This window comes from Streptomyces sp. NPDC058678 (genome assembly GCF_042714835.1).
Taxonomy (GTDB): Bacteria; Actinomycetota; Actinomycetes; order Streptomycetales; family Streptomycetaceae; genus Streptomyces.
Window position 1 is genome coordinate 125669 of record NZ_JBHXSG010000010.1, and the last position, 22628, is coordinate 148296.

A 22628-nucleotide genomic window follows, 5' to 3' on the forward strand; every position below is an offset into this window, starting at 1 on the left:
CGGCGACGGAGCTGTCGCCGCCGGTGAAGGGGCCCTACGGTCCTACGACCGGTAGCGCCCCAGCGTCCTCAGCCCCGGCAGCGCCCTGTCCTCGAAGTCGAACAGCGCGAGGTTCTCCCACGCGTTGCCGGAAGCCGGGTCCTCCGGGTTCCAGCCACTGCCGGCGCGGTAGGTCCACACGCCTTCCCAGTAGCAGTAGCCGAGCCCCTGCCCGCCGGGGACGGCGGCGGCGAGGTCGGCCACCGCACGCAGCCAGGCCGCCTGGCCCTCGGGCGTGGCGGGGAAGCCCTCGGTGAGCTGCGAGGGGTCGTTCATGATGTCGTTGACGTCGTCCTCGCTCTCCAGCGTGAACGGGTACGCCGTCTCGGCGATGACGCACGGTTTTCCGTAACGGGCCGTGATGTCGGCCATGTTGGCGGCGGCCTGCTCCACCGGGCCGTGCCAGAAGGGGTAGTACGAGAGGCCGATGATGTCGAAGTCGACCCCGTGGGAGACCGCGTTGTCGAACCACCACCGGTACAGCCCGTTGTCGCCGCCGTTGGCCAGGTGGAGGATCGTGCGGATGCGCGGGGTGGTGTCGCGGGCGGCGCTGAGGCCGGCCTTGAGGAAGGCGGCCAGGTTGTCCCAGTGCTCCCAGTTGCCGTCGGGCCAGAGCATGCCGCCGTTCAGCTCGTTGCCGATCTGCACCAGGCCGGCCGGGGTGCCCTGCCGCTTCAGCGCGCCGAGGACGTCGGCGGTGTGGTCGTAGACGGCCCGGGTCAGGCCCGCCACGTCCAGGTCGGTCCAGGCGGCAGGCTTGGTCTGGTGCGCCGGGTCCGCCCAGGTGTCGGAGTAGTGGAAGTCGACCCAGATGCCGATGCCGGCCCGCTTCAGGCGACGGGCCAGCGGGAGTATGTGGGCCTTGTTGTTGTAGCCGTCGGCCGGGTTGACCCACACCTTGAGGCGGGCGTGGGTGACGCCCGCGTCGGCGAGGATGCGGAGGGGGTCGTCGCGGCGGCCGTCGGCACGCCGGTAGACGGCACCCTTGTCCTCGTTCTTCGGCAGCGAGGAGATGTCCACCCCGCGGATCTGCAGGCGGCGACGATCTCCGGCCGGTGAGGCCACGGCGGGTGCCGCGCCCAGCACGGGAATCGCCAGCGCGGCGGCTCCGGCGGCGGTCAGAACACTGCGTCTGCGCATGTCAGGGTCCCTTCACGGTGAAAGTCACAGAGGAAGAAAAAAAGGTGGATACAGGACGGGAGGCTCAGCGCGGCTCGCGGAACACCTCGACTGCGCCCGCGGGCACCGCCGCCCGGCTCCCGTCCGGCAGCACCACCTTCACGTCGGCGCCGGTGTGGTTGACGGCGAACCGGAACACCCCCGACTCGCCCTCTCGGACGACGAGTTCGACGTCCCGGGGCAGGTCCAGGGGCATGACCCCGGCGTCCGCGAGGGCGAGGTCCACGACCGCCGCCAGATCCGCGCCGCTCAGCCGGGTGGCCAGATACCAGGCGGCTCCGTCACCGAGTGCGCGCCGGGTGAGCGCCGGGCGTCCGGCCGTACGGCCGTCGGCGAAGACGGCGACGGTCTCGCAGCCGTCGCCCGGGACGACGTACTCGGACCACAGGTCCGCCTCCCACGAGTCCCCGTGAGAGGTCCGTACGGCGATCCGCTCGCCCGGCAGCAACGGGTCGAACTCCTCGACCGTCAGCCCGAGCACGTCCCGAAGTGCCCCCGGGTACGCGCCGGGGTGCACGGTGTCGTGCTCGTCGACGATGCCGGAGAAGAAGGAGACCAGCAGCGTGCCGCCGCGCGAGACGTACCGCTCCAGGTCGGCGGCGACGGAGGCGGGCGCCGAGTACAGCTGGGGGACGACGAGCAGCGGGTACCGGGAGGGATCGATCTCTCCCAGCCCGGCCGGCGGGAAGAAGTCCACCGTCAGGTGCCGGTCGTACAGCGCCTCGTAGAAGGCGTCGAGCCGCTCCCGTGCGTCCAGGTCCTCGCTGGGCCGCCACTCCAGACCCTGCGCCCACCAGGAGTCCCACGACCAGACCATGGCCACGTCGGCCCGGGTGCGGGTGCCGCGCAGGTCGGCCAGGTCCGCGACCCGGCGGCCCAGGTCGGTGACCTCCCGCCACACACGCGTCCCCGTTCCTCCGTGCGGCAGCATCGACGAGTGGAACTTCTCGGCGCCGCTGCGGGACTGGCGCCACTGGAAGAACATCGCGCCCTCGGAGCCGCGGGCGACATGGCCGAGGGAGTTGCGGGCCATCTGGCCGGGTTCCTTGGCCGGGTTGTGGCGCTGCCAGTTGATGCCCGACGTGGAGTGTTCGAGCAGCAGCCAGGGGGCGCCGCCCGCGACGGAGCGGGTGAGGTCGGCGGCCAGGGCCAGGTTGACGTGGGTGCGGCGGCCGTCGGTGATCAGGTAGTGGTCGTTGGTGACCAGGTCGACCTCCTTGGCCCACTCCCAGTAGTCGATGCTCTGGCACTGGCTGGGCGCGACCATGAAGTTGGTGGTCACGGGCACGCCGGGGGACAGGCGGTGCAGGATGTCCCGCTCGGCGACGAAGTTGGCGCGGGCCTGACCGTCCGCGAACCGCTGGAAGTCCAGCTGGTGGGCCGGGTTGCCGACGGTCGGGGTGGCCCGGGGCACCCCGATCTCCTCCCAGTCGTCGTACAGCTGGCCCCAGAAGGCGGTGCCCCAGGCCTGGTTGAGGGCGCCGAGGGTGCCGTAGCGGTCCTGGAGCCAGGCCCGGAACGCCTGGGCGCAGGTGTCGCAGAAGCAGGTCAGGACCGGAGCGCCGTACTCGTTGTGGACGTGCCACATGACCACGGCGGGATGCCGTCCGTAGCGCTCGCCGATCCGCGACGTGATGTTCGCCGCGGCGGCCCGGTAGTCCGGGTCGGAGTGGCAGATCGCACCGCGTGAGCCGAACGCCAGCCGCACGCCCTCCCGGGTCACGGGCAGGGCTTCGGGGTGTGCGCGGTAGAACCAGGCGGGCGGTACGACGGTCGGTGTCGCGAGGTCCACGAGGATCCCGGCCTCGTGGAGCATCCCGATGATCAGGTCGAGCCACTCGAAGTCGTACTCGCCGGGCCGGGGTTCGATCCTGGACCACGCGAAGATGCCGAGCGAGACCATGGTGACCCCGGCTTCGCGCATCAGCCGTATGTCTTCCTCCCACACCTCCTGCGGCCACTGCTCGGGGTTGTAGTCGCCCCCGAAGGCGAGTGGCAGGCGGTCGTGCGGGGCGGCGGAGGGCATGCGGTGGCTCCCAGGATCGAGGACAGGGATCGGCAGAGGTGACGCCGGGTTTCTGTGATCGTGCACAGTACGGATGACGGCTGACATCGGTGAGCAACAAGTAGGTAACCCCAGGCACCCGCCATTGACAAGGGGCCGAAACAATTCTCTACTGTGCACGATCACAGAGCCGCGCGGCCCTCGCGCACAGCCCCTCGGTCACGTCCCGCAGAACCTCCCCCCACGGCGGTTGCCGCGTACGCGGGACGTTGACGAGGTCGGCTCGTCCAAGTCAGGGGAGATGAAGATGTCGATCCACCGCCACCAGATCAGCAGGCGCAACATCCTCGCCGGGGCCGCAGCCCTCGGCCTTACCAGCACCCTCGCCGCCTGCGGCGGTTCCGACGACGAAGACTCCGGGGAGAGCAGCGGGCCGGTCAAGCTGACCTACTGGTCGTGGGCGCCGAACATGGAGAAGGTCGCCGCGATCTGGAACAAGAAGAACCCGGACATCACGGTCACCGTGTCGAAGCAGGGCAGCGGCGCCGAGATCCTCACCAAGGTGATCACGGCGAAGAAGGCCGGCAACGCGCCCGACCTGATCCAGGCCGAGTACCAGTCGCTGCCGACCCTGGTCTCCAACGACGTCCTCGCCGACATCTCGAAGTACGTCGGTGACGCCAAGGGCGACTTCGCCGCGGGACTGTGGGACATGGTCACCCTCGGCACCGACGCGGTCTACGGCGTCCCGCAGGACTCCGGGCCGCTGATGTTCTTCTACCGCGAGGACCTCTTCAAGAAGCACGGCCTGTCCGTGCCGAAGACCTGGACGGAGTTCGCCGAGACCGCGCGCGCCGCCAGGAAGGCCCTCCCGGACGCCTACCTGACCACCTTCTCCTCCAACGACCCGGGTCTGTTCGCGGGCCTCACCCAGCAGGTCGGCGCCAAGTGGTGGACGGTCGACGCCAGCGGCAAGTGGACGGTCGGCATCGACGACGCCGCCAGCCGGAAGGTCGCCGAGTTCTGGGGTGGCCTGGTCCAGGAGGGCGTCATCGACAACCAGCCGATGTACACGCCGGCCTGGAACAACGCCCTGAACAAGGGCACCCACATCGGCTGGGTCTCCGCCGTGTGGGCGCCCGGTGTGCTGGTCTCCGCCGCCCCCAAGACCCAGGGCAAGTGGCGGATGGCCCCGTTGCCGCAGTGGAAGGCCGGCGACGACGTCACCGGCAGCTGGGGCGGTTCCTCCACCGGCGTCTCCACCGACTCCAAGCACGCCGAGGCCGCGGCGAAGTTCGCCCACTGGATCAACACCGACCCGGAGGCGCTGGCCGCCCTGGTCAAGGAGGTCGGCATCTACCCGGCGGCCACGCAGGGCCAGTCCGGCGACGTGCTCACCACCCCCGCCTTCTTCCCGAACCAGAAGGACTTCTACACCACGGCCGCGTCGATCGCCGCCACCACGGCCACCGCCGCCTGGGGCCCGAACGTCCAGACCGCCTACACCACCTTCATGGACAGCTTCGGCAAGGCCACCAAGGCGAAGAAGGAAACCCAGTTCGCCTCCGCCCTCAGCACCGTGCAGTCGAAGACCTTCGAGGACATGAAGAAGCAGGGCTTCGAGGTGGCCGAGGCATGACCAGCGCTCCGCTCAAGGGCTCCGACCGCATCGCGGTCGGGCCCTTGGCGGACGGCACCGGCACCGCCAAGTCCGTCCGCCCCAGCCGCCCTCGCCGCCGTGGTCGTGGCCGCAGCGCACCGTACTGGTTCCTGACGCCGACCCTGGTCCTGTTCGCCGCCTTCACCGTCGTCCCCATCGGGTACGCGATCTGGCTCAGCCTCCACAAGGTCAAGGTCAAGGGCATCGGACTCGGCAAGGGCGCCCGCGAACAGGTCTGGAACGGCTTCGGCAACTACACCGACGTCTTCCAGGACTCGGAGTTCGGCCACAGCGTGCTGCGCGCCTTCGGCTACGGCCTCATCGTCATCCCGACGATGCTCGGGCTGGCGCTGCTGTTCGCGCTGATGCTCGACACCCCGAAGGCACGCAGCGCGCCCTTCGCCCGGCTGATGATCTTCCTGCCGTACGCCGTGCCCGGCATCATCGCCGCCCTGATGTGGGGCTTCCTGTACCTCCCGGCCGTCAGCCCCTTCTACTACCTGCTGGACAAGTTCGGCCTGCCGCAGCCGGACCTGTTCGACGGCGGCAACCTGTACCTCTCCTTCGCGAACATCGCGGTCTGGGGCGGCACCGGCTTCAACATGATCGTCATCTACACCGCGCTCCGGGCGATCCCGCCGGACATCTACGAGGCGGCGCGGATCGACGGCGCGTCCAACCTCAAGATCGCGCTGAAGATCAAGATCCCGATCGTGATGCCCTCCCTGGTGCTCACCTTCTTCTTCTCGGTGATCGCCACCCTCCAGGTCTTCACCGAGCCGATGACGCTCAAGCCGCTGACCAACGGCCTCTCCACCACCTGGAGTCCGCTGATGGCCATCTACGACAGCGCCTTCCTGAAGTCCGACATCTACGGTGCCTCCGCCACCGCGGTGGTCCTGGCCCTGGCCACCTACCTCATCTCCTTCACCCTGCTGCGTGTCTCCGACCGCTACACCCGGGAGGACCGGGCATGACCCCCCTCACCCTCACCGCCGACACCGCGGGCAGACCCCCCGTCAAAAGCCGTGCGCGGCGCACGGCCTGGGTCCCCACCCTCGTGCTGATCCTCGGCGCGCTGTACTGCCTGGTCCCCATCGCCTGGGTGGTGATGGCGGCGACCAAGGACCGCGCGGAGCTGTTCTCCACCTTCACCTTCGCGCCCGGCACCGGCTTCCTCGACAACCTGAGCGAGCTGAACGCCTACCGGGACGGCATCTACTGGACGTGGATGGGCAACTCCGCCCTCTACGCGGGCTTCGGCGCCCTGCTGTCCGCCGCGGTCTCCGCCGGCGGCGGCTACGCGCTGGGCCGGTTCGCCTTCCGGGGGCGGGAGGTCATCTTCAAGCTCATCCTGGCCGGCGTCCTGGTACCGAGCATCGTGCTGACCGTCCCGCAGTACCTGCTGCTGTCGAAGATGGGCATGGCCGACTCGTACTGGTCGATGCTGCTGCCGTCCATCCTCTCCCCGTACGGCGTCTACCTGGTCCGCATCTACGCGGCCGCCGCGGTGCCCGCCGAACTCCTCGAAGCCGCCCGCATGGACGGCGCGAGCGAGTGGCGGATCTTCTCGCGGATCGCCGTACCGATGATGATGCCGGGCCTGATCACGGTGTTCCTCTTCCAGTTCGTCGCCATCTGGAACAACTTCCTGCTGCCGTACGTGATGCTGGCCGACGACACCAAGTTCCCGCTCACCCTCGGGCTCTACACGCTGCTCGCGCAGGGCGCCTCGCAGCCCGCCCTCTACACCCTGGTCATCACCGGATGTCTGCTGGCGATCATCCCGCTGATCGCGCTCTTCCTGGTGATCCAGCGGTTCTGGTCCCTGGACCTGCTGAGCGGCTCGGTCAAGGCCTGAGCCTTCCGCCGACTCCACCGTCACGAACGAGGAACATGACCACCAGCGCCAACGGACGCCGCCGACCGCCCACCATCCACGACGTGGCGCGGGAGGCCGGCGTGTCGCGGGGCACCGTCTCCCGCTTCCTGAACGGCGGCCACTACGTCTCCCCGGCCGCCCGCCGGGCGGTCGAGTCCGCCATCAGGAAGACCGGGTACGTGGTCAACCGGCACGCGCGCAGCCTCAGTACGGGACGTTCGGACTCGGTGGCCTACCTCCTGACCGAGCCGCAGGAGAAGTTCTTCGAGGACCCCAACTTCAACGTGCTGCTGCGGGGCTGCACCGAGCACCTGGCCCGGCACGACATCCCGCTGCTGCTGATGCTCGCCGCGACCGACGACGACCGCCGACGCGTGACCCGCTACATCACCTCGGGCCACGTCGACGGCGTCCTGCTGGTCTCCAGTCACAGCGGGGACCCGGTCGCCGCCGAACTGCGCGCCGCCGGGATGCCGTTGGTGGCCTGCGGCAAGCCGATGGGCCTCGGCTCCAGGGTGAGTTACGTGGCGGCCGACGACCGCGACGGGGCCCGGGAGATGGTCCGCCACCTCCTGGCCAGCGGCCGCCGCCGCATCGGCATGATCACCGGTCCGCTGGACACCCCCGGCGGCACGGACCGGCTGGCCGGCTACCGCGAGGTGCTCGCCGAGGCGGGGCTGCCCTACGACCCGGCACTGGTGACCGAGGGCGATTACCGCCGTACCGGCGGCGAGCAGGCGGCCCACCGGCTGCTCACCCAGGCACCCGACCTGGACGCGGTGTTCGTCGCCTCCGACCTCATGGCCCAGGGGGTCGTCAACGCCCTGCAGCAGAGCGGCCGTTCGGTCCCCGACGACATCGCTGTCGGAGGCTTCGACGACTCTCCCGCGGCCACCGCCATCACCCCCGCCCTCACCACCGTCCGCCAGCCCTTCGAGCGCATCAGCGCCGAGATGGTCCGCATGCTGCTCGCGCAGATCGCGGGGGAGGACACGTCGGGAGTGATACTCCCCACGGAACTGGTGGTACGGGACTCCGCGTGACCGCGCCAACTGCCGTAACCGGAGCAGGCGTCAACGCATGTGAAGGCTGTAGCCGTCCGGTTCGCGTCGAGTCGCCGGGGCGTTCCATCCGTATTCTCTGATCATGGCCGCACCCACCGCATATTCACTCATCGCCACCGACCTGGACGGAACGCTGCTCCGAGGCGACGACACCCTCTCCGACCGGTCGCTCGCCGCGCTCGCGCGGGTGGCGGCGGCAGGGGCCCGGCATCTGGTGGTGACCGGCCGCCCGGCGCCCAGAGTGCGGCCGCTCCTCGACGACCTGGGCAGCGAGGGGCTCGCGGTGTGCGGGCAGGGCGCGCAGGTGTACGACGCCGGCGCGGACCGTCTGCTGTGGTCGGTCACCCTGGACCGGGAGCTGGCCGAGACCGCGCTCGGCAAGATCGAGGCCGAGATCGGCCAGGTGTACGCGGCCGTGGACCAGGACGGCGTCCACGGGCTGACCCTCATCGAGCCGGGCTATCTGATGCCCCACCCGACCCTGCCCGCGGTACGGGTCGGGAGGCGCGACGACCTGTGGAGCGAGCCGATCAGCAAGGTGCTGCTGCGCCATCCCGACCTGTCCGACGACGAGTTGGCGGCGACGGCCCGCGGAGTGATCGGTTCCCTGGCGACGGTCACCATGTCGGGTCCCGGGACCGTCGAACTCCAGCCATGCGGCATCACCAAGGCGACGGGGCTCGCCCTGGCCGCCGACCATCTGGGCCTCGGGCCCGAACACACCATCGCCTTCGGGGACATGCCCAACGACATCCCCATGTTCGACTGGGCCGCCCGCGGCGTGGCCATGGCCAACGCCCACCCCGAACTGAAGTCCGTGGCCGACGAGATCACCTTGTCCAACGAGGACGACGGCATCGCCGTCGTCCTCGAGAGACTGTTTCCGCGCCGGTAGGGCTCAGTACGCCCCGAAGACGTTGTCGATCGAGCCGTACCGCGCGGCCGCGTAGTTGCAGGCCGCGGTGATGTTCGCGACCGGGTCGTACGGGTCCCACGACGTGCCGTCCACGTGATACGCCTGGAAGGTCGGGTCGATGGTCTGGAGCAGGCCCTTGGACGGAGTGCCGGCGGCGGCGTTGGAGTCCCAGTTGTTGATGGCCTGCGGGTTGCCGGACGACTCGCGCATGACGTTGCGGTAAATGCCGTCGTACGAGCCGGGAATCCCCTTTTGCGCCATGATGTCCAGCGCTTCGCGGATCCAGCCGTCGAGGTTGTTCGCGTACGTCTTGACCGAGGCCTGGGTGGCGGTGGCCACGGACTGGGTGGACTTCTTGGCGGGCGCGCTCGCCTTCTTGGTCGTCCTGACCTTCAGCTCGAGACCCGCGTGCATCAGCCGGGGGTTGTCGCCGACGGCCTTGCGGTTGTCCTTGTGGAGCTGCTGCCAGCCGCCGGGAGTGCCGTACTTGTCCGCGATGCCATAGAGCGTGTCGCCCTTGACCGTGGTGTACGTGACGGTCCTGACCTGCGCCGCGGCCGGCGCGGCGGCGGGGACCTTGGCCGGCTGTGCGGCGCTCGCGGTGGTCGTGCTCAGGAGCGGGAGGGCGAGGGCGGCGATGCCGGTTCCGGCTGTGACGACGCCTCGGGTGAGCGGGCTGGTTCGGGTGCGACGGTGCTTGCCTCGTGCGGCCATGGCGCTGTTCCTCTCCGGCGCCTACGAGGTGAGCTGTCGGGTTCGGGCGGGAGCTGCCCGGCCGCGCCGCCGTGAGGCGGCGCGACTTCACCCCTAGTCGTACCGGCGTGATTTCCGGTGCGGCGACTTACCTGGTTCCCCCGCTCCTGCCGTGCGGTGATGGTCGATGAGTGTCCTGTTGGGCGGCGGCAGGATTAGGCGTCCGCCCGACAGGCCCGGAACGTATGCGAGAGCACATGTCCGTAACAAGTGCCGGATTCACACATCGACCTGTTGACCTTGGTCTGAGGCATATGGGGCGCTTGATCCTTTGCGGTTGCCAAGACTCAACTCGCGCACCGTGCAAGGGGGAATGTGAGCCGGTGGCATCGAGGCCGAAATCGGGCGCGAGTGACCCAACTCACGCGCGTTCGCAAGGGTGTCAAATCGGGCAATGAGCCCAACTCGTAGTCAACCGGCCGTCCGTGGGATCCGCTTCTCCCACGTCCGGTGGAAGACCACCTCGTCGCTGTCCGTGCAGATCACCTCATTGGAGGCGAAAAAGTCCGTTTCGTCGCAGCTGAGCTCCGACCGGGTACGCACCGTCGCCTCCCAGGCGAGCTCGGGGCGGTGCAGTCGGACCGACCACTCCGACCGGGCACGGGCCGACAGTGGGTCCGACTCGTTGATCGTGAACGTCTCCAGCGCGTCCTCGGTGCACTCCAGACCGTCGGGATACACCCGGGTGCCGCCGGGGCGCGGGTCGACCTCCAGCCGCCACTCACCCTTGGCCACATCGCGTACGACCAGCCGCTCCGGTCGCGGTTCGTCCAGCGTGACCGGGGAGTTGACGCCGAGCGGCTCGGACTGCTCCGGTTCCTCGAAGGTGATGCCGGAGACGGATTCCCCTGCCCGCACCGGCAGTTCGAGGAAGCTGCCCTCCGGGTCCAGCGCGAAGCCGGCCGCCGAGTCGGGCTGCGGCCAGATCCACGGCCAGTACGTGGAGGAGACCGACAGGCGGATGCGGTGGCCGGGCGGGAAGGCGTGGCCGATGCCGTTCAGCTCGAACTCCACGTCCTCCGTGACACCCGGCTCCCACGGCACGACCTTGTCCCGTCCCTGCCGCGCCGACAGGTTCAGCACGCCCCGGGTGACCAGGGTCGAGGAGTCGTCCGGGGCCACGTCGCAGACCCGGGCGATCACCTGGCCGCGCGGCACCTCGGAGGTCAGCCTGAGCCGTACCCTCGGCCGCCCCAACACCCACAACTCCTCGGCGGCTTCGAACTCGAAGCACACCGACCTGCCGTCCTCCTCGCGCTGGTCGGGCGGCAGGTCGGCGTCGTTCCCGAGGGGGAGGAAGCGGCCGGCGTCGATGCCGGTGTGCTGCGGGGAGCGAACGAGGAAAGGGGCACCCTGAAGGCCGTACGAGATCGTCGTGACGTTGGGGGAGGGCCAGGCCGGCTCGCCGACCCAGCGGCCGGGCAGGGTGTCGTGGACCGTGGCCGGGGGGTGGGAGTCGCTGACGTAGGCACGCAGGAGGGGTTCGGACATCGCGCCCGTGTCCTTGCCCTTGAGCCAGTGGTCCCACCAGCGCAGGGTCTCCTGGAGGAAGCCGATCGCCGGGCCGGGCGGCAGGCCGCGGTCGGGGTACTGGTGGGACCAGGGGCCGATCAGGCCGCGGACCCGGTCGGCCGGGAGGTGCTCGACGAGGCGCAGGACCGTGTCGCGGTAGGGGTCGTGCCAGCCGCCGACCGCGAGGACGGCGGCGTCGATCGCGCCGTAGTCCTCGCAGACGCTGCCGTGGCGCCAGTAGCGGTCCCGGGTCTGGTGGTCGAGCCAGGTGTGGATGAGGGGATCGACCTCCTCCAGGCGCTTGAGCCACATGTCCCGCCAGGCCTCGCCGACGTACCGCGGGTCCGGCGGGCGGGAGACGACGGCGAGCATGGTGGCCGCCCACGCGTGCATGTCCACCGCGAGGACGGAACCTCCCCTGTAGTGCACGTCGTTGTCATAGCGGTCGTCGGTGGAGCAGACCGTGACGATCGCCTTGAGCGGCTCGGGAGCGAGGGCCGCGATCTGGAGGGAGTTGAAGCCGCCCCAGGCGATGCCGAACATGCCGACCCTGCCGTCGCACCAGGGTTGGGCAGCCAGCCAGTTGACTACTTCGACGCCGTCGGCCAGCTCCGTCGCCGAGTACTCGTCGCCGGGCATGCCCTCGCTGTTGCCGTGTCCGCGCAGGTCCACTCGTACGGAGGCGTAACCGTGGCCCGCGTACCAGGGATGGCGTTGCCAGTCGCGGGGCGCGGTCCAGTCGGTCAGGCGGTGCGGCAGGTATTCGAGGATCGCGGGTACTGGTTCGTCCGTGAGGGGACGCCACACGCGCGCGTAGAGGTGGGTCCTGTCCGGGAGCGGGATGCGGAGGTCCTCGTGGGTCGTCTCGTAGGGGAAGGACGTACGGATGTGCATGAGCGTGACCCCGTGACTTCAGTGGACCGGGTGCATGGTGCGCCGAGGCCACGGCGCCGCGGCCGTGGCCGCCAGACCGGTGGCCACCGCGATCGCGCCGTTGCCGCCGAAGCAGGCGGGCCTGGAGGCGTCGTCGTGGAGCCTCACCGTCCGGGCGTGGATGCCGTTCGCCCGGGCGAGGGACAGGAACCCGAGGGGCATGGTCCGGCTGCCCCCGGTGAGCCACCTGCCGGCGGCGAGGGCGAACTCGGCCGTGCGCTTGCGTCCGGCCAGGTGACGGCGGCCCCTCACGTAGGCGGCGGTTCCGGGCGACATGCCCATGCCGCCGTGGGTCACCGTGTCGGCGAGGCGGAGGGCGAGGATGGCCTGCGTGCCGAGGAGCGAGAAGCGCTCCCGGACCTCGAGGGCGGAGAGGGTGAGCAGGCTCTTGGGCCGGCCGAGGGAGGCGGTGTCGTCCTCGGGCGGCGGCCGACCGCCGGGCGCGGTGTCGAGGGTGGTTCGGGACACACTCCACTACTTCCATGTAAGTCGATAGATATCCGTTCTTTTCAAGTGATCAAAAACATACCCGTCGTGATCCGATACCGCCCGCGCTGGACGGGCGGGCGCTATCGGTGATCGAAACGTGACCGGATACGCTGACTTGAGTGATGGCAGCGACCTATCGACAAACCGTGTAATCGCCAGTAGACACCAGCAGACAGGAGACCCCTCGTGACCGTCGTCGGGCCGTTCGGGCTGAGCGTGCGGGACCAGGCTCTGGAAGCCGATGTCCAGGCCGGATTGGCGGCTGTCGAGGAGGGACTGCTCGAAGCCACCAAGAGTGAGGTCCCCTTCATCACGGAGGCGGCCCAGCACCTGGTGCGGGCGGGCGGAAAGCGGTTCCGGCCGCTGCTCGTGATGCTTGCCGCCCAGTTCGGGGACCCTTATGCGCCGGGGATCGTGCCGTCGGCGGTGGTGGTGGAACTGACCCACCTGGCGACGCTGTACCACGACGACGTGATGGACGAGGCCGAGGTGCGACGCGGGGTCGCCAGCGCCAACGCCCGCTGGGGCAACTCGGTCGCCGTCCTCACCGGCGACTTCCTGTTCGCGCGCGCCTCGCACATCCTGGCCGACCTCGGCCCCGAGGCGGTCCGGGTCCAGTCGGAGGCGTTCGAACGGCTGGTCACCGGCCAGATCCTGGAGACGGCCGGCCCGACGGACGGGCGCGACCCGGTCGAGCACTACCTCGACGTGCTGGGCGGCAAGACGGGCTCCCTGGTGGCCGTGGCGTGCCGGTTCGGCGCGATGATGTCGGGCGCCGACGAGACGGTCGTCGACGTGCTGACGCAGTACGGCGAGCGGCTGGGCGTCGCCTTCCAGCTCGCGGACGACGTCCTGGACATCGCGTCCGACTCCCACGAGTCCGGGAAGACGCCGGGCACGGATCTGCGCGAGGGCATCCGGACCCTTCCGGTACTGCGGCTGCGGGAGCGGGCGGAGCGCCTGGGGCTGGCCGAGGACATCGCGCTGTGCGAGCTGCTGGACTCCGACCTGACCGACGACGCGCGGCACGCGCAGGCGCTGGAGGCGCTGCGGGCGCACCCCGCGCTGGAGCAGGCGCGGCGGGACACCGTGCGCTACGCCGAGGACGCGCGCGCGGCACTGGCTCCGCTGCGGGAGTGCGACGCGAAGGCCGCGCTGATGGAGATGTGCGAAGCGGTGGTGCACCGGGCCGGCTGACGGCCGAGAAGTGACGCAAGTCACTCATGTGGGACTGATCCCGCGGGAGACCGCTCCCGTATGCATGCCCAGAAGCTGACGCAGGGTGTGTCGGCTGCGAAACGGGAAGAAAACTCCATCATGGGCATGAGCACGACGTTCGCGAAACGCCGTACCACCCTGCTCCTCACCGCCGCCGTCCTGACCACCGTCGGCGGTGTCGCAGCCACCACGGTTCCCGCCGTCGCCGCCGAAGACGGCGGCGGTGACGGCACCGTCCTCGCCGCGAGCCTCAGGGGCGCCAACGAGGTGCCCGCCGAGGGCGGCCCGGCCGTCGGCGACAAGGACGGCGCCGCGCTCCAGTTCGTCCGGGTCGAGGGCGACAAGGTCTCCGTCGCCGTCAAGTGGCGCGGCACCGACAAGCCGACCGTCCTCCACCTCCACCGGGGCGCCAAGGGCACCAACGGCGGCGTCGCAATCGACTTCACCAAGCTCCTGAAGAGCAACGGCAAGGGCCGTACCGTCACCGGAACCGTCAAGGTCGAGGACGCGGCACTGCTCGACGCCCTCAAGAGCGACCCCGGCTCCTTCTACGCCAACCTGCACACCGCCGCGTTCCCGGGCGGAGCCGTCCGCGGCCAGCTCCACAAGGTCACCGTCGCCGCCTTCGGCTTCCGCGACGCCCTCCACAACTTCCAGGCCTCCGTCCGCAAGGGCAAGCAGATCTACGAGTGCAAGCCGATCGAGGGCGGCGGACACGCCTTCGCCCAGCGGGACGTCAGCGCCGTGCTCGGCGGCGGCATCGCGCACTCCTTCGTGCAGCCCAACTCCGGTACGCCGCAGTGGATCGCGCCCGACCGCAGCGCGGTCACCGGGGCGGTCATCTCCAGGACCCCCAACGGGGCCGGCAACATCCCCGAGCTGGACCTCAAGGCCACCGGGTCCGGCAAGGACCACGGCCTGTTCGCCGGCGTCACGGAGATCCTGCGGCTGAACACCGTCGGCGGTGTCGCCCCGGCCGGCTCCTGCACGCCGGGCACGATCGTCGGCGTGCCCTACCAGGCCGATTACGTGTTCCTGCGCGGCTGAGTCACCGACCGCGGACGGCGGCGTCTGCACCCCGACCCCTACGGGTCGGGGGAGGCGCCGCCTCCCTGTGTCATACCGCAGGTGTACGCGGAGTTGAGTCCGGGGTCTGACGCTTCCTCCTGGCCGATTTGGTCAGATGGACACCACGGAAAACACCACTCCTCACCGATTCGGGTGAGAATGGCGGCTACGGGGTGGACGTAGGGGAGTTGGGCAGCCGCCGCCAACGACGGAGGTAAGGCACACATGGCACCGTTCGAAACCGACGACAGCACGACCGCCGCGGAAGCCGACGACCGGCACGCGGGGCGCCGCAAGGCCGCACGGTACGTCGTCCCGGTCGCGGTGGTGGGGGTGGCGGCGGCGACCATCGGGCTCGTCCCGGCGCTCGCCGACTCCGGCGACCCCGACCTGCCGAAGATCAGCGCACAGGCACTCATCGAGAAGATCGCCGCTTCGGACGTGGAGCAGCTGTCCGGCACAGTGAAGATCAGCACGGATCTCGGACTGCCCGACCTCGGCGGTCTGGAGAGCAGCCTGACCTCCGGCGCCATGGGCTCGGACGACGGCGGTTCCTCCGCCGACCCGTCCACCAAGCTCACCGAGCTCGCGTCCGGCACGCACACCCTGCGGGTCGCCGCCGACGGCCCCGACCGCCAGAAGCTCTCGCTGCTGGAGAGCGGCTCCGAGTACAGCGTGATCCACGACGGCAAGGACGTCTGGGGCTACGACAGCAAGTCCAACGAGGTCTACCACGCCACCGCGTCCGAGAGCGCGGCGGCCGAGAAGGAGAAGGACGTCCCGGCCACGCCCAAGGACCTCACCGAGGAGGCCCTGAAGGCGGTCGACGACACCACCTCCGTGACCGTCGACGGCACCGCGCAGGTCGCGGGCCGCGACGCCTACCGGCTCGTCGTCAAGCCCAAGGGATCCGGGTCCACAGTCGGCCAGATCACCGTGGCCGTCGACGCGAAGACCGGGCTGCCGCTCAAGTTCACGCTGACCCCGGCGAGCGGCGGCGCCGCCGTCATCGACGCCGGCTTCACCCAGGTCAGCTTCGCCAAGCCGGCCGCGTCCACGTTCGACTTCACGCCGCCCAAGGGCGCGAAGGTCACCGAGGGCGATGCCGTCGAGGGCGGCGGGCGCGGTGCGCACGACCCGCTCGGCACGCACGACGGGGCGGGCGCGAAGCCCGAGGAGGACCTCGGCAAGGGCCTCGACGGCCTCAAGGTCATAGGCGAGGGCTGGAACTCCGTCGCCACCTTCGACACCGGCGGCGAGGGCATGCCCACCGGCTCCGACGCCGGCGGCGACCTCGGCGGCTTCCTCGGCTCGCTCGGCGACAAGGTGACCGGCAAGTTCGGCTCGGGCACGGTCTTCTCGACCCGCCTGGTCAACGCGCTGATCACCGACGACGGAAAGGTCTACGTCGGCGCGGTCACCAAGGACGCCCTGGTGAAGGCCGCCAACGCCGGGTAGTAAGGCAGCCATGAGCGAAACGCCGGCCACGGAGCCGGAACCGGAGCAGCAGCGCGCGGGTGACGGCGTGATCGTCACCCGCGCGCTCACCAAGCGCTACCGGGGCGGGCAGCTCGCCGTCGACGGTCTCGACCTGACCGTCCCGGCGGGCAGCGTCTTCGGCTTCCTCGGTCCGAACGGCTCCGGCAAGACCACCACCATCCGTATGCTGATGGGCCTCATCGAGCCCACCTCCGGCTCGGCCCACGTGCTGGGCCGGCCCATGCCACGCTCGGCGCGCGCGGTGCTCCCGCACGTGGGGGCGCTCATCGAGGGACCCGCCCTGTACGGCTTCCTCTCCGGCCGGGACAACCTGCTGCGCCAAGACGCCGCCGACCCGACCGCCGACCCGCGCACCCGGCGCACCCGCGTCGCGGCGGCGCTGGACCGGGTCGGCCTCGCGGCGGCGGCCGGCAAGAAGGCGAAGGCGTACTCGCTCGGCATGAAGCAGCGGCTGGGCCTCGCCGCCGCGCTGCTCCAGCCGCGCAGGCTCCTCGTCCTGGACGAACCGACCAACGGGCTCGACCCGCAGGGCATGCGCGAGATCCGCTCCCTGATCCGGGAGCTGGCCTCGGACGGCACGACGGTCTTCCTCTCCTCCCACCTCCTCGACGAGATCGAGCAGGTCTGCACGCACGCGGCGGTGATGGCCCAGGGCCGCCTGATCACCCAGGGCCCGGTGGCCGACCTGGCGGCGGGCACCCGCGGCCGACTGGTCGTGACGACCCCCGACCCGGCGGACGCGGCCCGGACACTGAAGGAGCAGGGTGCGGCCGACGTGGTCATCGCCGAGGACCGGGTGAGCGCCGAGCCGCCCCAGGACCGCGACCTGGCCGAGGTGAACGCCGCGTTGGTGACGGCGGGCGTCCGCGTCCGCGGCTTCGGCGTCGAACGGGCCTCGCTGGAGGACGCCTTCGTGGCGCTGACGGGGGAGGGTTTCGATGTCGCAGGCTGAGGCGGTACGTACGCCGAGTGTGCTGTGGACCTTCGGGTTCCTCCGCAACGAGCTGTGGACCACCTTCCGGCGCTGGCGCACCCTTGCCCTGCTGGGCGTGCTGGCGGCCGTGCCGATCCTGGTCGGGATCGCCGTGAAGATCGAGACCGGCGACGGATCGGGGCCCGGCGGCGGAGGCGGCGGCGGGGGCCCGGCGTTCATCTCGCAGATCACCAACAACGGTCTGTTCCTGGTCTTCACCGCGCTCGCCGCGACGCTCCCCTTCTTCCTGCCGATGGCCATCGGCGTCATCGCCGGTGACTCGATCGCCGGCGAGGCCAACGCGGGCACCCTCCGCTACCTCCTGGTCGCCCCCGCCGGCCGCACCCGCCTGCTGCTCACCAAATACGCGACCGTGCTGGCCTTCTGTCTGCTCGCCACCCTGGTGGTCGCGGTGTCGGCCCTGACGGTCGGGGCGCTGCTCTTCCCCCTGGGTGACCTGACGACCATCTCCGGCACGCAGATCAGCTTCGCCGAGGGCCTGGGCAGGGCCTTGCTGATCGCCCTGGCCGTCGCCGCGTCACTGGTGGGCATGGCGGCCCTGGGCCTGTTCGTGTCGACGCTGACCAGCAGCGGCATCGCGGCGATGGCGACCACGGTCGGCCTGCTGATCACCATCCAGATCCTGGACCAGATCCCCCAACTGCACGCGATCCAGCCGTACTTCTTCTCCCACTACTGGCTGTCCTTCGCCGACCTCATGCGTGAGCCCGTCTACTGGGACGACCTGGTGAAGAACCTCGGCCTCCAGGCCCTGTACGCGGCGGTGTTCGGCTCGGCGGCGTGGGCGCGGTTCACGACGAAGGACATCGGCTCCTAGCGGTTACTCCGCTCGCAGCCGTCACTCCGTCTCGTACGGGAAGCGCGCGAGCGGCGCCTCTCGTGCGAAGAACGTCTTGGCGCGGGTCAGCGCCCCGGTGTCCTTCAGTACGTCACCGGGCTTGCTGCCGTTGCCGAGCAGCACCCCGCCGAAGCGCATCCCCATGTACGCGGCCGAGTTGTTGAGCGTGCCGACCAGCGGGTCGGCGACCTCCCCCTCCTCGTGCGCGAGTGCGGTGACGCCCCACAGCGTGCGTCCGGCCAGCGTGGCCTTGAAGTCCACGCCCGGGGTGCGCAGCCAGCCCGCCCAGAAGTCCAGGTAGCGCTTGACGGGGGCGGAGACCGAGTACCAGTACAGCGGGGACGCGATCACGATGTCCGTCGCCGTGAGCGTCGCGTCGAGCAGCAGTGCCACGTTGCCCTCCGTCGGACGGGTGTGGTCACTGTCGTGCCGCAGGTCCACGTAGTCGGGCAGCGGATGCTCGGCGAGGCTGATCCACTGCTGTTCGACGTCGGTGGGAAGTTGCTCGGCGGCCCTGCGGGCCAGCATCTCGGTGTTGCTCTCGGTGCGGCTGCTGCCCAGGACGAACAGGAAGCGGCGGGTCATGGGGTCCCCCAGTGGTCGGCGTACGACAACATCATGCGCCTGCATTATATGCGCACGCAAGCAATGCGGGCAATGTGCTCGACCGTCCGGAGCAGCAGGTCCTCCCGCCCGTGCGGTGCCACGAGCTGGAGCCCGACCGGACACCCGTCGGCGCCGAACCCCGCCGGGATGCTGACCCCCGGATGCCCGCTCAGGTTGAACGCCCAGGTCAGAGCGGTCGAGTAGCGGTCGCCCGGGCCTTCGTGGCCGTGCGGCGGGTTGGGGGTCGTCGGCGTCAGCAGCAGCTCCGTCCCGGCGAAGAGGACGGCCAGGCGGCGGTCGTTCTCCGCCCGGATGCAGTGGCCGGAGGCGGGATCCGCGGAGGCGGGGTCCGCGCCGGGGGAGCGGAGGGCGAGCCAGGCCGGGGCCGGGTCTTCGAGGCGGAGGGGCGCCGACGGTCGTACGAGCCGTAGGGCACCGGATTCCGTGAGGCGTACGGCCGCGGTGTGGGCGACCGCCACGATGTCCGGGTCGGGACCCGCGAAGCCGAGGTCGGGGGACCAGACGGCGATGGGAGCCGCTCGGCCGCCCGGGCTCGGAGCCTCCCCCGAGACCACCCGCCAGTACGCGGCAGCGTCCGAGGCGCAGCGGGTCAGTACGCCGGGCGCCGTGAGCCCCGTACGGTCGGCCGTCGGCAGCCGCCCGTTCGTGACCTTCAGCCCCAGCACACCGCACCACGCCGCCGGGATGCGCACCGACCCCGCCCCGTCGCTCCCGGTCGCGAGCGGCACCAGCCCGGCGGCCACCGCGGCGGCCGCCCCGGCCGAGGAGCCGCCCGGCGTTCGGTCGGCCCGCCAGGGATTGACGGTACGGCCACGGGCGCCAAGTCCCCAGGTCTGCCAAGGAGTTCCGGGTCCGGGTACGGCCGTCGCACCCACCGCCACACACCCGGCCGCCAGCAGCGGACCCGCCGTACGCAACCCGCGCCGGCCCTTCACCCCGACCGGCACCCCGGCCAGCGGCAGTTCCTCACCCGCCGCGACCCGCCCGTCCACCTCCCCCGCCCGCCGCAACGCCTCCTCGCCCCACACCTCGACGAACGCGCACAACTGCGGGTCCAGCCGACCGATCCGCTCCAGCGCCGCCGCGACCACGTCGACCGCACGCAGCGCTCGCGACCGTACGGCGGCGGCGGTCTCCTGCGCGGAGAGCGCGGCGAAGTCGGAGGGGAAGGAGCGGCTCGCGGACCCGGCGGCTGTCATACGGCGATTGTCGGCAATGCGGGTGAGCGGGGCGGGGCTTGGGCCGTGTGTGCGTGCGGGAGTGATTGGGGCGGGTGGGGTGGGGTGTGGCGGCAAGGCGCCCGGTCACCCGTCAGTGGGACCGCCCCGCCGCCCCCGTGAGGCGGGTCAGTGCCTCGGTCCCGCGCGGCGGCGCCCCGCTCAGGTCGCCAAGACGCCAGTCGGACACCCAGGGCACGCGGTGGACACCGATCGCCGACTCGATCTCCTTGATCTGCCCGGCGAGGGGGCGCGGCAGCCGGCCGGGCGCGTCGGCGACCAGTACGACGGCCTCGAGGCCGAGGCCGGGCGGAGTCTCGCGGCGCCGGAAGAGCTCCAGGGCGCGCAGAGCGGCGCTCAGCCCGGCCGCGTGCGTACGGGCGACGAGCAGGACCGACCTCGGGTCGGCGGGGCCCGGCCAGTCCCGTCCGCAGTCGTGGCCGCCGTAGACGGTGGCAAGGGTGGAGGTGCCGGCCCCGCCGTGCAGGCCGACGAAGGAGTGGCGCCGGGGTGTGGCGGAGGCGTGGGCGGGTTCCGGCGGCCCGTCCTGCCGTGCGGTCACCGGTCCGCGGAGCCAGATCTCGGGCCCTCGCCGCTTCTGGGTCTGTACGCCCGCCCCCACGTCCGTCCGCACGCCCGCGACCTCCCTCGTCAACCCGACACCCCCTCTGCTACCCGGCGACACGCAACGCATCCTGAACGTGTCCCGACGAGGCATGAGTTCCTGGAACGAGTCTGTGACGTCGCGGTGACGTGAGAACCGTGAGCGAGCGGAGAGACTCGACAGTACGTGTACCACCGGATCTTGCGCTGAGGGTGCGGAAGACCGGCGGCGGGAGGGAGCACCATGGAATCCGAACGCGTCGCCCGGCGACTCCCCGACGCATCCGAGTGAGGGAACCGATGGCTCGACTCAGCCGCGACAAGAAGCGGGACCAGCAGCGCGCTGCCGCCCCGGCCGCCCCCGCGGCACCGATCGACGTTCACGTCCCGGCGTCCGGTCCGGGCGCGGGCGCGGCGTGGGTCGGTGGCGTGCGGATCGTCGCGGCCCCCGGCGAGGAGGTCCAGCAGGCCGTCCTCACCCACCTCCACCACATCGCCGCCGGGACCGGCCACGCCGTCCTCGCCACGATCAACGACGAACGCATCGGCTACGTCGTCCCCCTCCAGGTCGACCCGGACGGCGCGAGCCGCTTCACCACAGACCCGACACCGCTGGCTCCGCCGGTGGAGCGGGGGTCTGCCGCGGGCGTCGATTCCGAGGGGACGGGGACGCGGCCTCCGGCATCGGGGGCAGGTGACTCGGCTCGACCCGGGGTGCCTGCGCCGCCGTCTGTGCCGCCGTCCGTGCCGGGGGAGCGCGGTCGGCCCCGGGGGGCTGCGTCGCCGTTCGTGCGGGGGGAGCCGGCGGGGCCCGAGGGGTCTGCGGTGCCGTCTGTGCAGGGGGAATCCCCCGGGTTCGGGGGGGCTGGGTCGACGTCCGTGCCGGGGGAGCCTGTCTGGCCTGACGTACCTGAGTCACCGCCTGCGTCAGAGGACTCGGCTCGGCCGACGGCGGCCGCGTCGCCGCCCGTGCCGAGGGAGACGGGTCAGACCGGTGGGCCCGGCGTGCCCGCGCCGCCGACCGGCCCTCTCATGACGTCCAGCCCGTCCAGCCCGTCCGGCATGCCCGACGACCCTGCGGCCGCTGGGGAGCCGCAGCCGCCCCGGCGTGATCTGCCCACGCACCTTCTACGGCCGGTCGACGAACCCGTGCGGGACGCGATCCCCACCTTCCGGATGCGAGCGGTTCCGGAGGCGGAGCCGGGCGACGCACCGGGCCCTGGCCTTCCACCGGAGGCGGCTGCCGAGCCTGAGCCGCCGGAGGTCACGGCCGCCCCGCCCACCTTCCCCCTCCGCGCGCTACCGGATCCGCCCACCGGTCACGCCCCCGGCACGGTCGTCCCGCCGACCGGCGAGTTCGGGCCGCCACCGGTGATGGACGCCAGGCCGGAGCCCGTGAGCCGCCTGGAACCGACCCCGCCCGCTCCGCCCGCGCAGCCCGTGAGCCCCGCGCAGGTATCCCCACCCGTACGACCCGCGCAGCCCTCCCCACCCGTACGACCCGCCGCGTCCGCCGCCCCCTTGCTCCCCGACCTCGGTCGCGAACCCGAACCCGAACCCAAGCCGACCCCGCCCCGCGGCTTCGACGCCGTCGCCGAAGCCGTGCTCGGGGACGATCCGATGGCCGCCCCCGGCGACGGCACCGCGCCCCCGCTGCTCGCCGAGCCGTTGGCGCGGATCAACGAGGCCGTGAAGGCGGGGCGGACGGACGCGGCGGCGGAGCTGGCGGACCGGACGCTGGCGCAGGCGTCGGGGACGCTGGGGCCGGAGCACCCCGAGGTGCTGCGTCTGCGCGAACTGGCCGCCTACATCGCCTACTTGGCGGGCGACCCGGTCCGTTCCTTCCAGCTCTCCCTGGATCTCGCCCAGGTCCGTCACCACACGCGGGACGCGGAGGCCGCGTACGGCAACATCCAGAGCGCGTTCACCGCCTGGCGTGCCGTACGCGATCCCCTGGTGGGCCTGGAGCTGGGCCGTGCGCTGATCGGCCTGTGGGCCGAGCTGACGGCCGAGGACGGCCCCGCGGCCGACGACATCGAGCAGTTGGACAAGGCCCGGGCCCGCATGGGCCGTCTCACCGAGCGTGCCCAGAACGCCCGTTGAGGGCATCGAGCCGGGACCGCCGGCGCCC

18 protein-coding genes, 1 pseudogene and 1 riboswitch are annotated in these 22628 nt (G+C 71.2%); of the genes and pseudogenes, 11 read left to right on the forward strand and 8 right to left on the reverse strand.

The genetic code is table 11. The features are described 5' to 3' along the window. Positions 1-42: 42 nt before the first annotated feature. The gene (locus tag ACFWWR_RS12795) at positions 43-1179 is read right to left on the reverse strand and encodes an arabinogalactan endo-beta-1,4-galactanase (RefSeq protein ID WP_384303182.1); all 1137 of its coding nucleotides are present in this window, start codon (positions 1177-1179) and stop codon (positions 43-45) included. A 64-nt stretch (positions 1180-1243) separates the two neighbouring features. Next, on the reverse strand, positions 1244-3244 hold the full coding sequence (locus ACFWWR_RS12800) for a beta-galactosidase (protein ID WP_384303184.1): 2001 nt from the start codon (positions 3242-3244) through the stop codon (positions 1244-1246). A gap of 280 nt (positions 3245-3524) precedes the next feature. Here ACFWWR_RS12800 and ACFWWR_RS12805 point away from each other — a divergent pair, with 280 nt between their 5' ends. From ACFWWR_RS12805 to ACFWWR_RS12825, 5 genes are all read left to right on the forward strand, one after another. Continuing rightward, entirely contained in the window at positions 3525-4862 is a 1338-nt protein-coding gene (locus ACFWWR_RS12805) for an ABC transporter substrate-binding protein (RefSeq protein ID WP_383867657.1), read from the forward strand. Next, positions 4859-5860 carry a carbohydrate ABC transporter permease gene (locus ACFWWR_RS12810; protein WP_383867655.1) on the forward strand — a complete coding sequence of 334 codons (1002 nt, stop codon included), beginning with the start codon at positions 4859-4861 and terminating at the stop codon, positions 5858-5860. The genes ACFWWR_RS12805 and ACFWWR_RS12810 overlap by 4 nt, the downstream gene beginning before the upstream one ends. After that, positions 5857-6744 carry a carbohydrate ABC transporter permease gene (locus ACFWWR_RS12815; protein ID WP_383867653.1) on the forward strand — a complete coding sequence of 296 codons (888 nt, stop codon included), beginning with the start codon at positions 5857-5859 and terminating at the stop codon, positions 6742-6744. The genes ACFWWR_RS12810 and ACFWWR_RS12815 overlap by 4 nt, the downstream gene beginning before the upstream one ends. A 35-nt stretch (positions 6745-6779) precedes the next feature. Continuing rightward, complete coding sequence (locus ACFWWR_RS12820; protein ID WP_383867651.1) at positions 6780-7808, forward strand: LacI family DNA-binding transcriptional regulator; 1029 nt, start codon at positions 6780-6782, stop codon at positions 7806-7808. A 103-nt stretch (positions 7809-7911) separates the two neighbouring features. After that, positions 7912-8724 (forward strand): HAD family hydrolase, encoded by an 813-nt coding sequence (locus ACFWWR_RS12825; RefSeq protein WP_383867649.1) that lies wholly within the window; start codon positions 7912-7914, stop codon positions 8722-8724. A 3-nt stretch (positions 8725-8727) separates the two neighbouring features. Here the strand turns inward: ACFWWR_RS12825 and ACFWWR_RS12830 are convergent, their stop codons facing one another. From ACFWWR_RS12830 to ACFWWR_RS12840, 3 genes and pseudogenes are all read right to left on the reverse strand, one after another. Beyond that, entirely contained in the window at positions 8728-9459 is a 732-nt protein-coding gene (locus ACFWWR_RS12830; RefSeq protein ID WP_384303186.1) for a transglycosylase SLT domain-containing protein, read from the reverse strand. A 5-nt stretch (positions 9460-9464) separates the two neighbouring features. Continuing rightward, a riboswitch (cyclic di-AMP (ydaO/yuaA leader) is annotated at positions 9465-9628 on the reverse strand. Between the two features lie 281 nt (positions 9629-9909). Beyond that, positions 9910-11904, reverse strand: coding sequence for a CocE/NonD family hydrolase (locus ACFWWR_RS12835; RefSeq protein ID WP_384303188.1), 1995 nt, complete (start codon positions 11902-11904; stop codon positions 9910-9912). An 18-nt stretch (positions 11905-11922) separates the two neighbouring features. Further along, a pseudogene (locus ACFWWR_RS12840) lies at positions 11923-12114 on the reverse strand (MFS transporter); the annotation flags it as partial. 504 nt (positions 12115-12618) lie between these two features. Here ACFWWR_RS12840 and ACFWWR_RS12845 point away from each other — a divergent pair. The 5 genes from ACFWWR_RS12845 (at position 12619) to ACFWWR_RS12865 (ending at position 18029) form a co-directional block, all read left to right on the forward strand. Continuing rightward, on the forward strand, positions 12619-13629 hold the full coding sequence (locus ACFWWR_RS12845) for a polyprenyl synthetase family protein (RefSeq protein ID WP_383867643.1): 1011 nt from the start codon (positions 12619-12621) through the stop codon (positions 13627-13629). A gap of 126 nt (positions 13630-13755) precedes the next feature. Next, positions 13756-14697, forward strand: a complete 942-nt coding sequence (locus tag ACFWWR_RS12850) for a CHRD domain-containing protein (RefSeq protein ID WP_384303190.1) — start codon at positions 13756-13758, stop codon at positions 14695-14697. A 246-nt stretch (positions 14698-14943) separates the two neighbouring features. Then, complete coding sequence (locus tag ACFWWR_RS12855; protein WP_383867639.1) at positions 14944-16176, forward strand: outer membrane lipoprotein carrier protein LolA; 1233 nt, start codon at positions 14944-14946, stop codon at positions 16174-16176. A gap of 10 nt (positions 16177-16186) precedes the next feature. Further along, complete coding sequence (locus ACFWWR_RS12860) at positions 16187-17170, forward strand: ABC transporter ATP-binding protein (protein WP_384303192.1); 984 nt, start codon at positions 16187-16189, stop codon at positions 17168-17170. Further along, a complete protein-coding gene (locus ACFWWR_RS12865; RefSeq protein ID WP_383867635.1) occupies positions 17157-18029 on the forward strand; it encodes an ABC transporter permease in 873 nt (290 codons plus the stop codon). Before ACFWWR_RS12860 ends, ACFWWR_RS12865 begins: the two co-directional genes overlap by 14 nt. Before the next feature lie 21 nt (positions 18030-18050). Here ACFWWR_RS12865 and ACFWWR_RS12870 read toward each other — a convergent pair whose 3' ends face one another. The 3 genes from ACFWWR_RS12870 to ACFWWR_RS12880 all read right to left on the reverse strand — a co-directional run bounded on the left by ACFWWR_RS12870 (position 18051) and on the right by ACFWWR_RS12880 (position 20528). Beyond that, complete coding sequence (locus ACFWWR_RS12870) at positions 18051-18635, reverse strand: flavodoxin family protein (protein ID WP_383867633.1); 585 nt, start codon at positions 18633-18635, stop codon at positions 18051-18053. A 44-nt stretch (positions 18636-18679) separates the two neighbouring features. Further along, positions 18680-19876, reverse strand: coding sequence for an amidase (locus ACFWWR_RS12875; protein ID WP_384303194.1), 1197 nt, complete (start codon positions 19874-19876; stop codon positions 18680-18682). 112 nt (positions 19877-19988) lie between these two features. Then, positions 19989-20528, reverse strand: a complete 540-nt coding sequence (locus tag ACFWWR_RS12880) for a hypothetical protein (protein ID WP_384303196.1) — start codon at positions 20526-20528, stop codon at positions 19989-19991. Positions 20529-21559: 1031 nt separating this feature from the next. On the opposite strand from ACFWWR_RS12880, the gene ACFWWR_RS12885 reads away from it, so the two are divergent. Then, on the forward strand, positions 21560-22600 hold the full coding sequence (locus tag ACFWWR_RS12885; protein ID WP_384303198.1) for a tetratricopeptide repeat protein: 1041 nt from the start codon (positions 21560-21562) through the stop codon (positions 22598-22600). Positions 22601-22628 lie beyond the last annotated feature (28 nt).

Excerpts from the sequence above, each read along its gene's own strand:
- ACFWWR_RS12795 (WP_384303182.1), bottom strand. The coding sequence starts at position 1,179 with ATGCGCAGACGCAGTGTTCTGACCGCCGCCGGAGCCGCCGCGCTGGCG.
- ACFWWR_RS12800 (WP_384303184.1), bottom strand. The coding sequence starts at position 3,244 with ATGCCCTCCGCCGCCCCGCACGACCGCCTGCCACTCGCCTTCGGGGGC.
- ACFWWR_RS12805 (WP_383867657.1), top strand. The coding sequence starts at position 3,525 with ATGAAGATGTCGATCCACCGCCACCAGATCAGCAGGCGCAACATCCTC.
- ACFWWR_RS12810 (WP_383867655.1), top strand. The coding sequence starts at position 4,859 with ATGACCAGCGCTCCGCTCAAGGGCTCCGACCGCATCGCGGTCGGGCCC.
- ACFWWR_RS12815 (WP_383867653.1), top strand. The coding sequence starts at position 5,857 with ATGACCCCCCTCACCCTCACCGCCGACACCGCGGGCAGACCCCCCGTC.
- ACFWWR_RS12820 (WP_383867651.1), top strand. The coding sequence starts at position 6,780 with ATGACCACCAGCGCCAACGGACGCCGCCGACCGCCCACCATCCACGAC.
- ACFWWR_RS12825 (WP_383867649.1), top strand. The coding sequence starts at position 7,912 with ATGGCCGCACCCACCGCATATTCACTCATCGCCACCGACCTGGACGGA.
- ACFWWR_RS12830 (WP_384303186.1), bottom strand. The coding sequence starts at position 9,459 with ATGGCCGCACGAGGCAAGCACCGTCGCACCCGAACCAGCCCGCTCACC.
- ACFWWR_RS12835 (WP_384303188.1), bottom strand. The coding sequence starts at position 11,904 with ATGCACATCCGTACGTCCTTCCCCTACGAGACGACCCACGAGGACCTC.
- ACFWWR_RS12850 (WP_384303190.1), top strand. The coding sequence starts at position 13,756 with ATGAGCACGACGTTCGCGAAACGCCGTACCACCCTGCTCCTCACCGCC.
- ACFWWR_RS12855 (WP_383867639.1), top strand. The coding sequence starts at position 14,944 with ATGGCACCGTTCGAAACCGACGACAGCACGACCGCCGCGGAAGCCGAC.
- ACFWWR_RS12860 (WP_384303192.1), top strand. The coding sequence starts at position 16,187 with ATGAGCGAAACGCCGGCCACGGAGCCGGAACCGGAGCAGCAGCGCGCG.
- ACFWWR_RS12865 (WP_383867635.1), top strand. The coding sequence starts at position 17,157 with ATGTCGCAGGCTGAGGCGGTACGTACGCCGAGTGTGCTGTGGACCTTC.
- ACFWWR_RS12870 (WP_383867633.1), bottom strand. The coding sequence starts at position 18,635 with ATGACCCGCCGCTTCCTGTTCGTCCTGGGCAGCAGCCGCACCGAGAGC.
- ACFWWR_RS12875 (WP_384303194.1), bottom strand. The coding sequence starts at position 19,876 with ATGACAGCCGCCGGGTCCGCGAGCCGCTCCTTCCCCTCCGACTTCGCC.
- ACFWWR_RS12885 (WP_384303198.1), top strand. The coding sequence starts at position 21,560 with ATGCCCGACGACCCTGCGGCCGCTGGGGAGCCGCAGCCGCCCCGGCGT.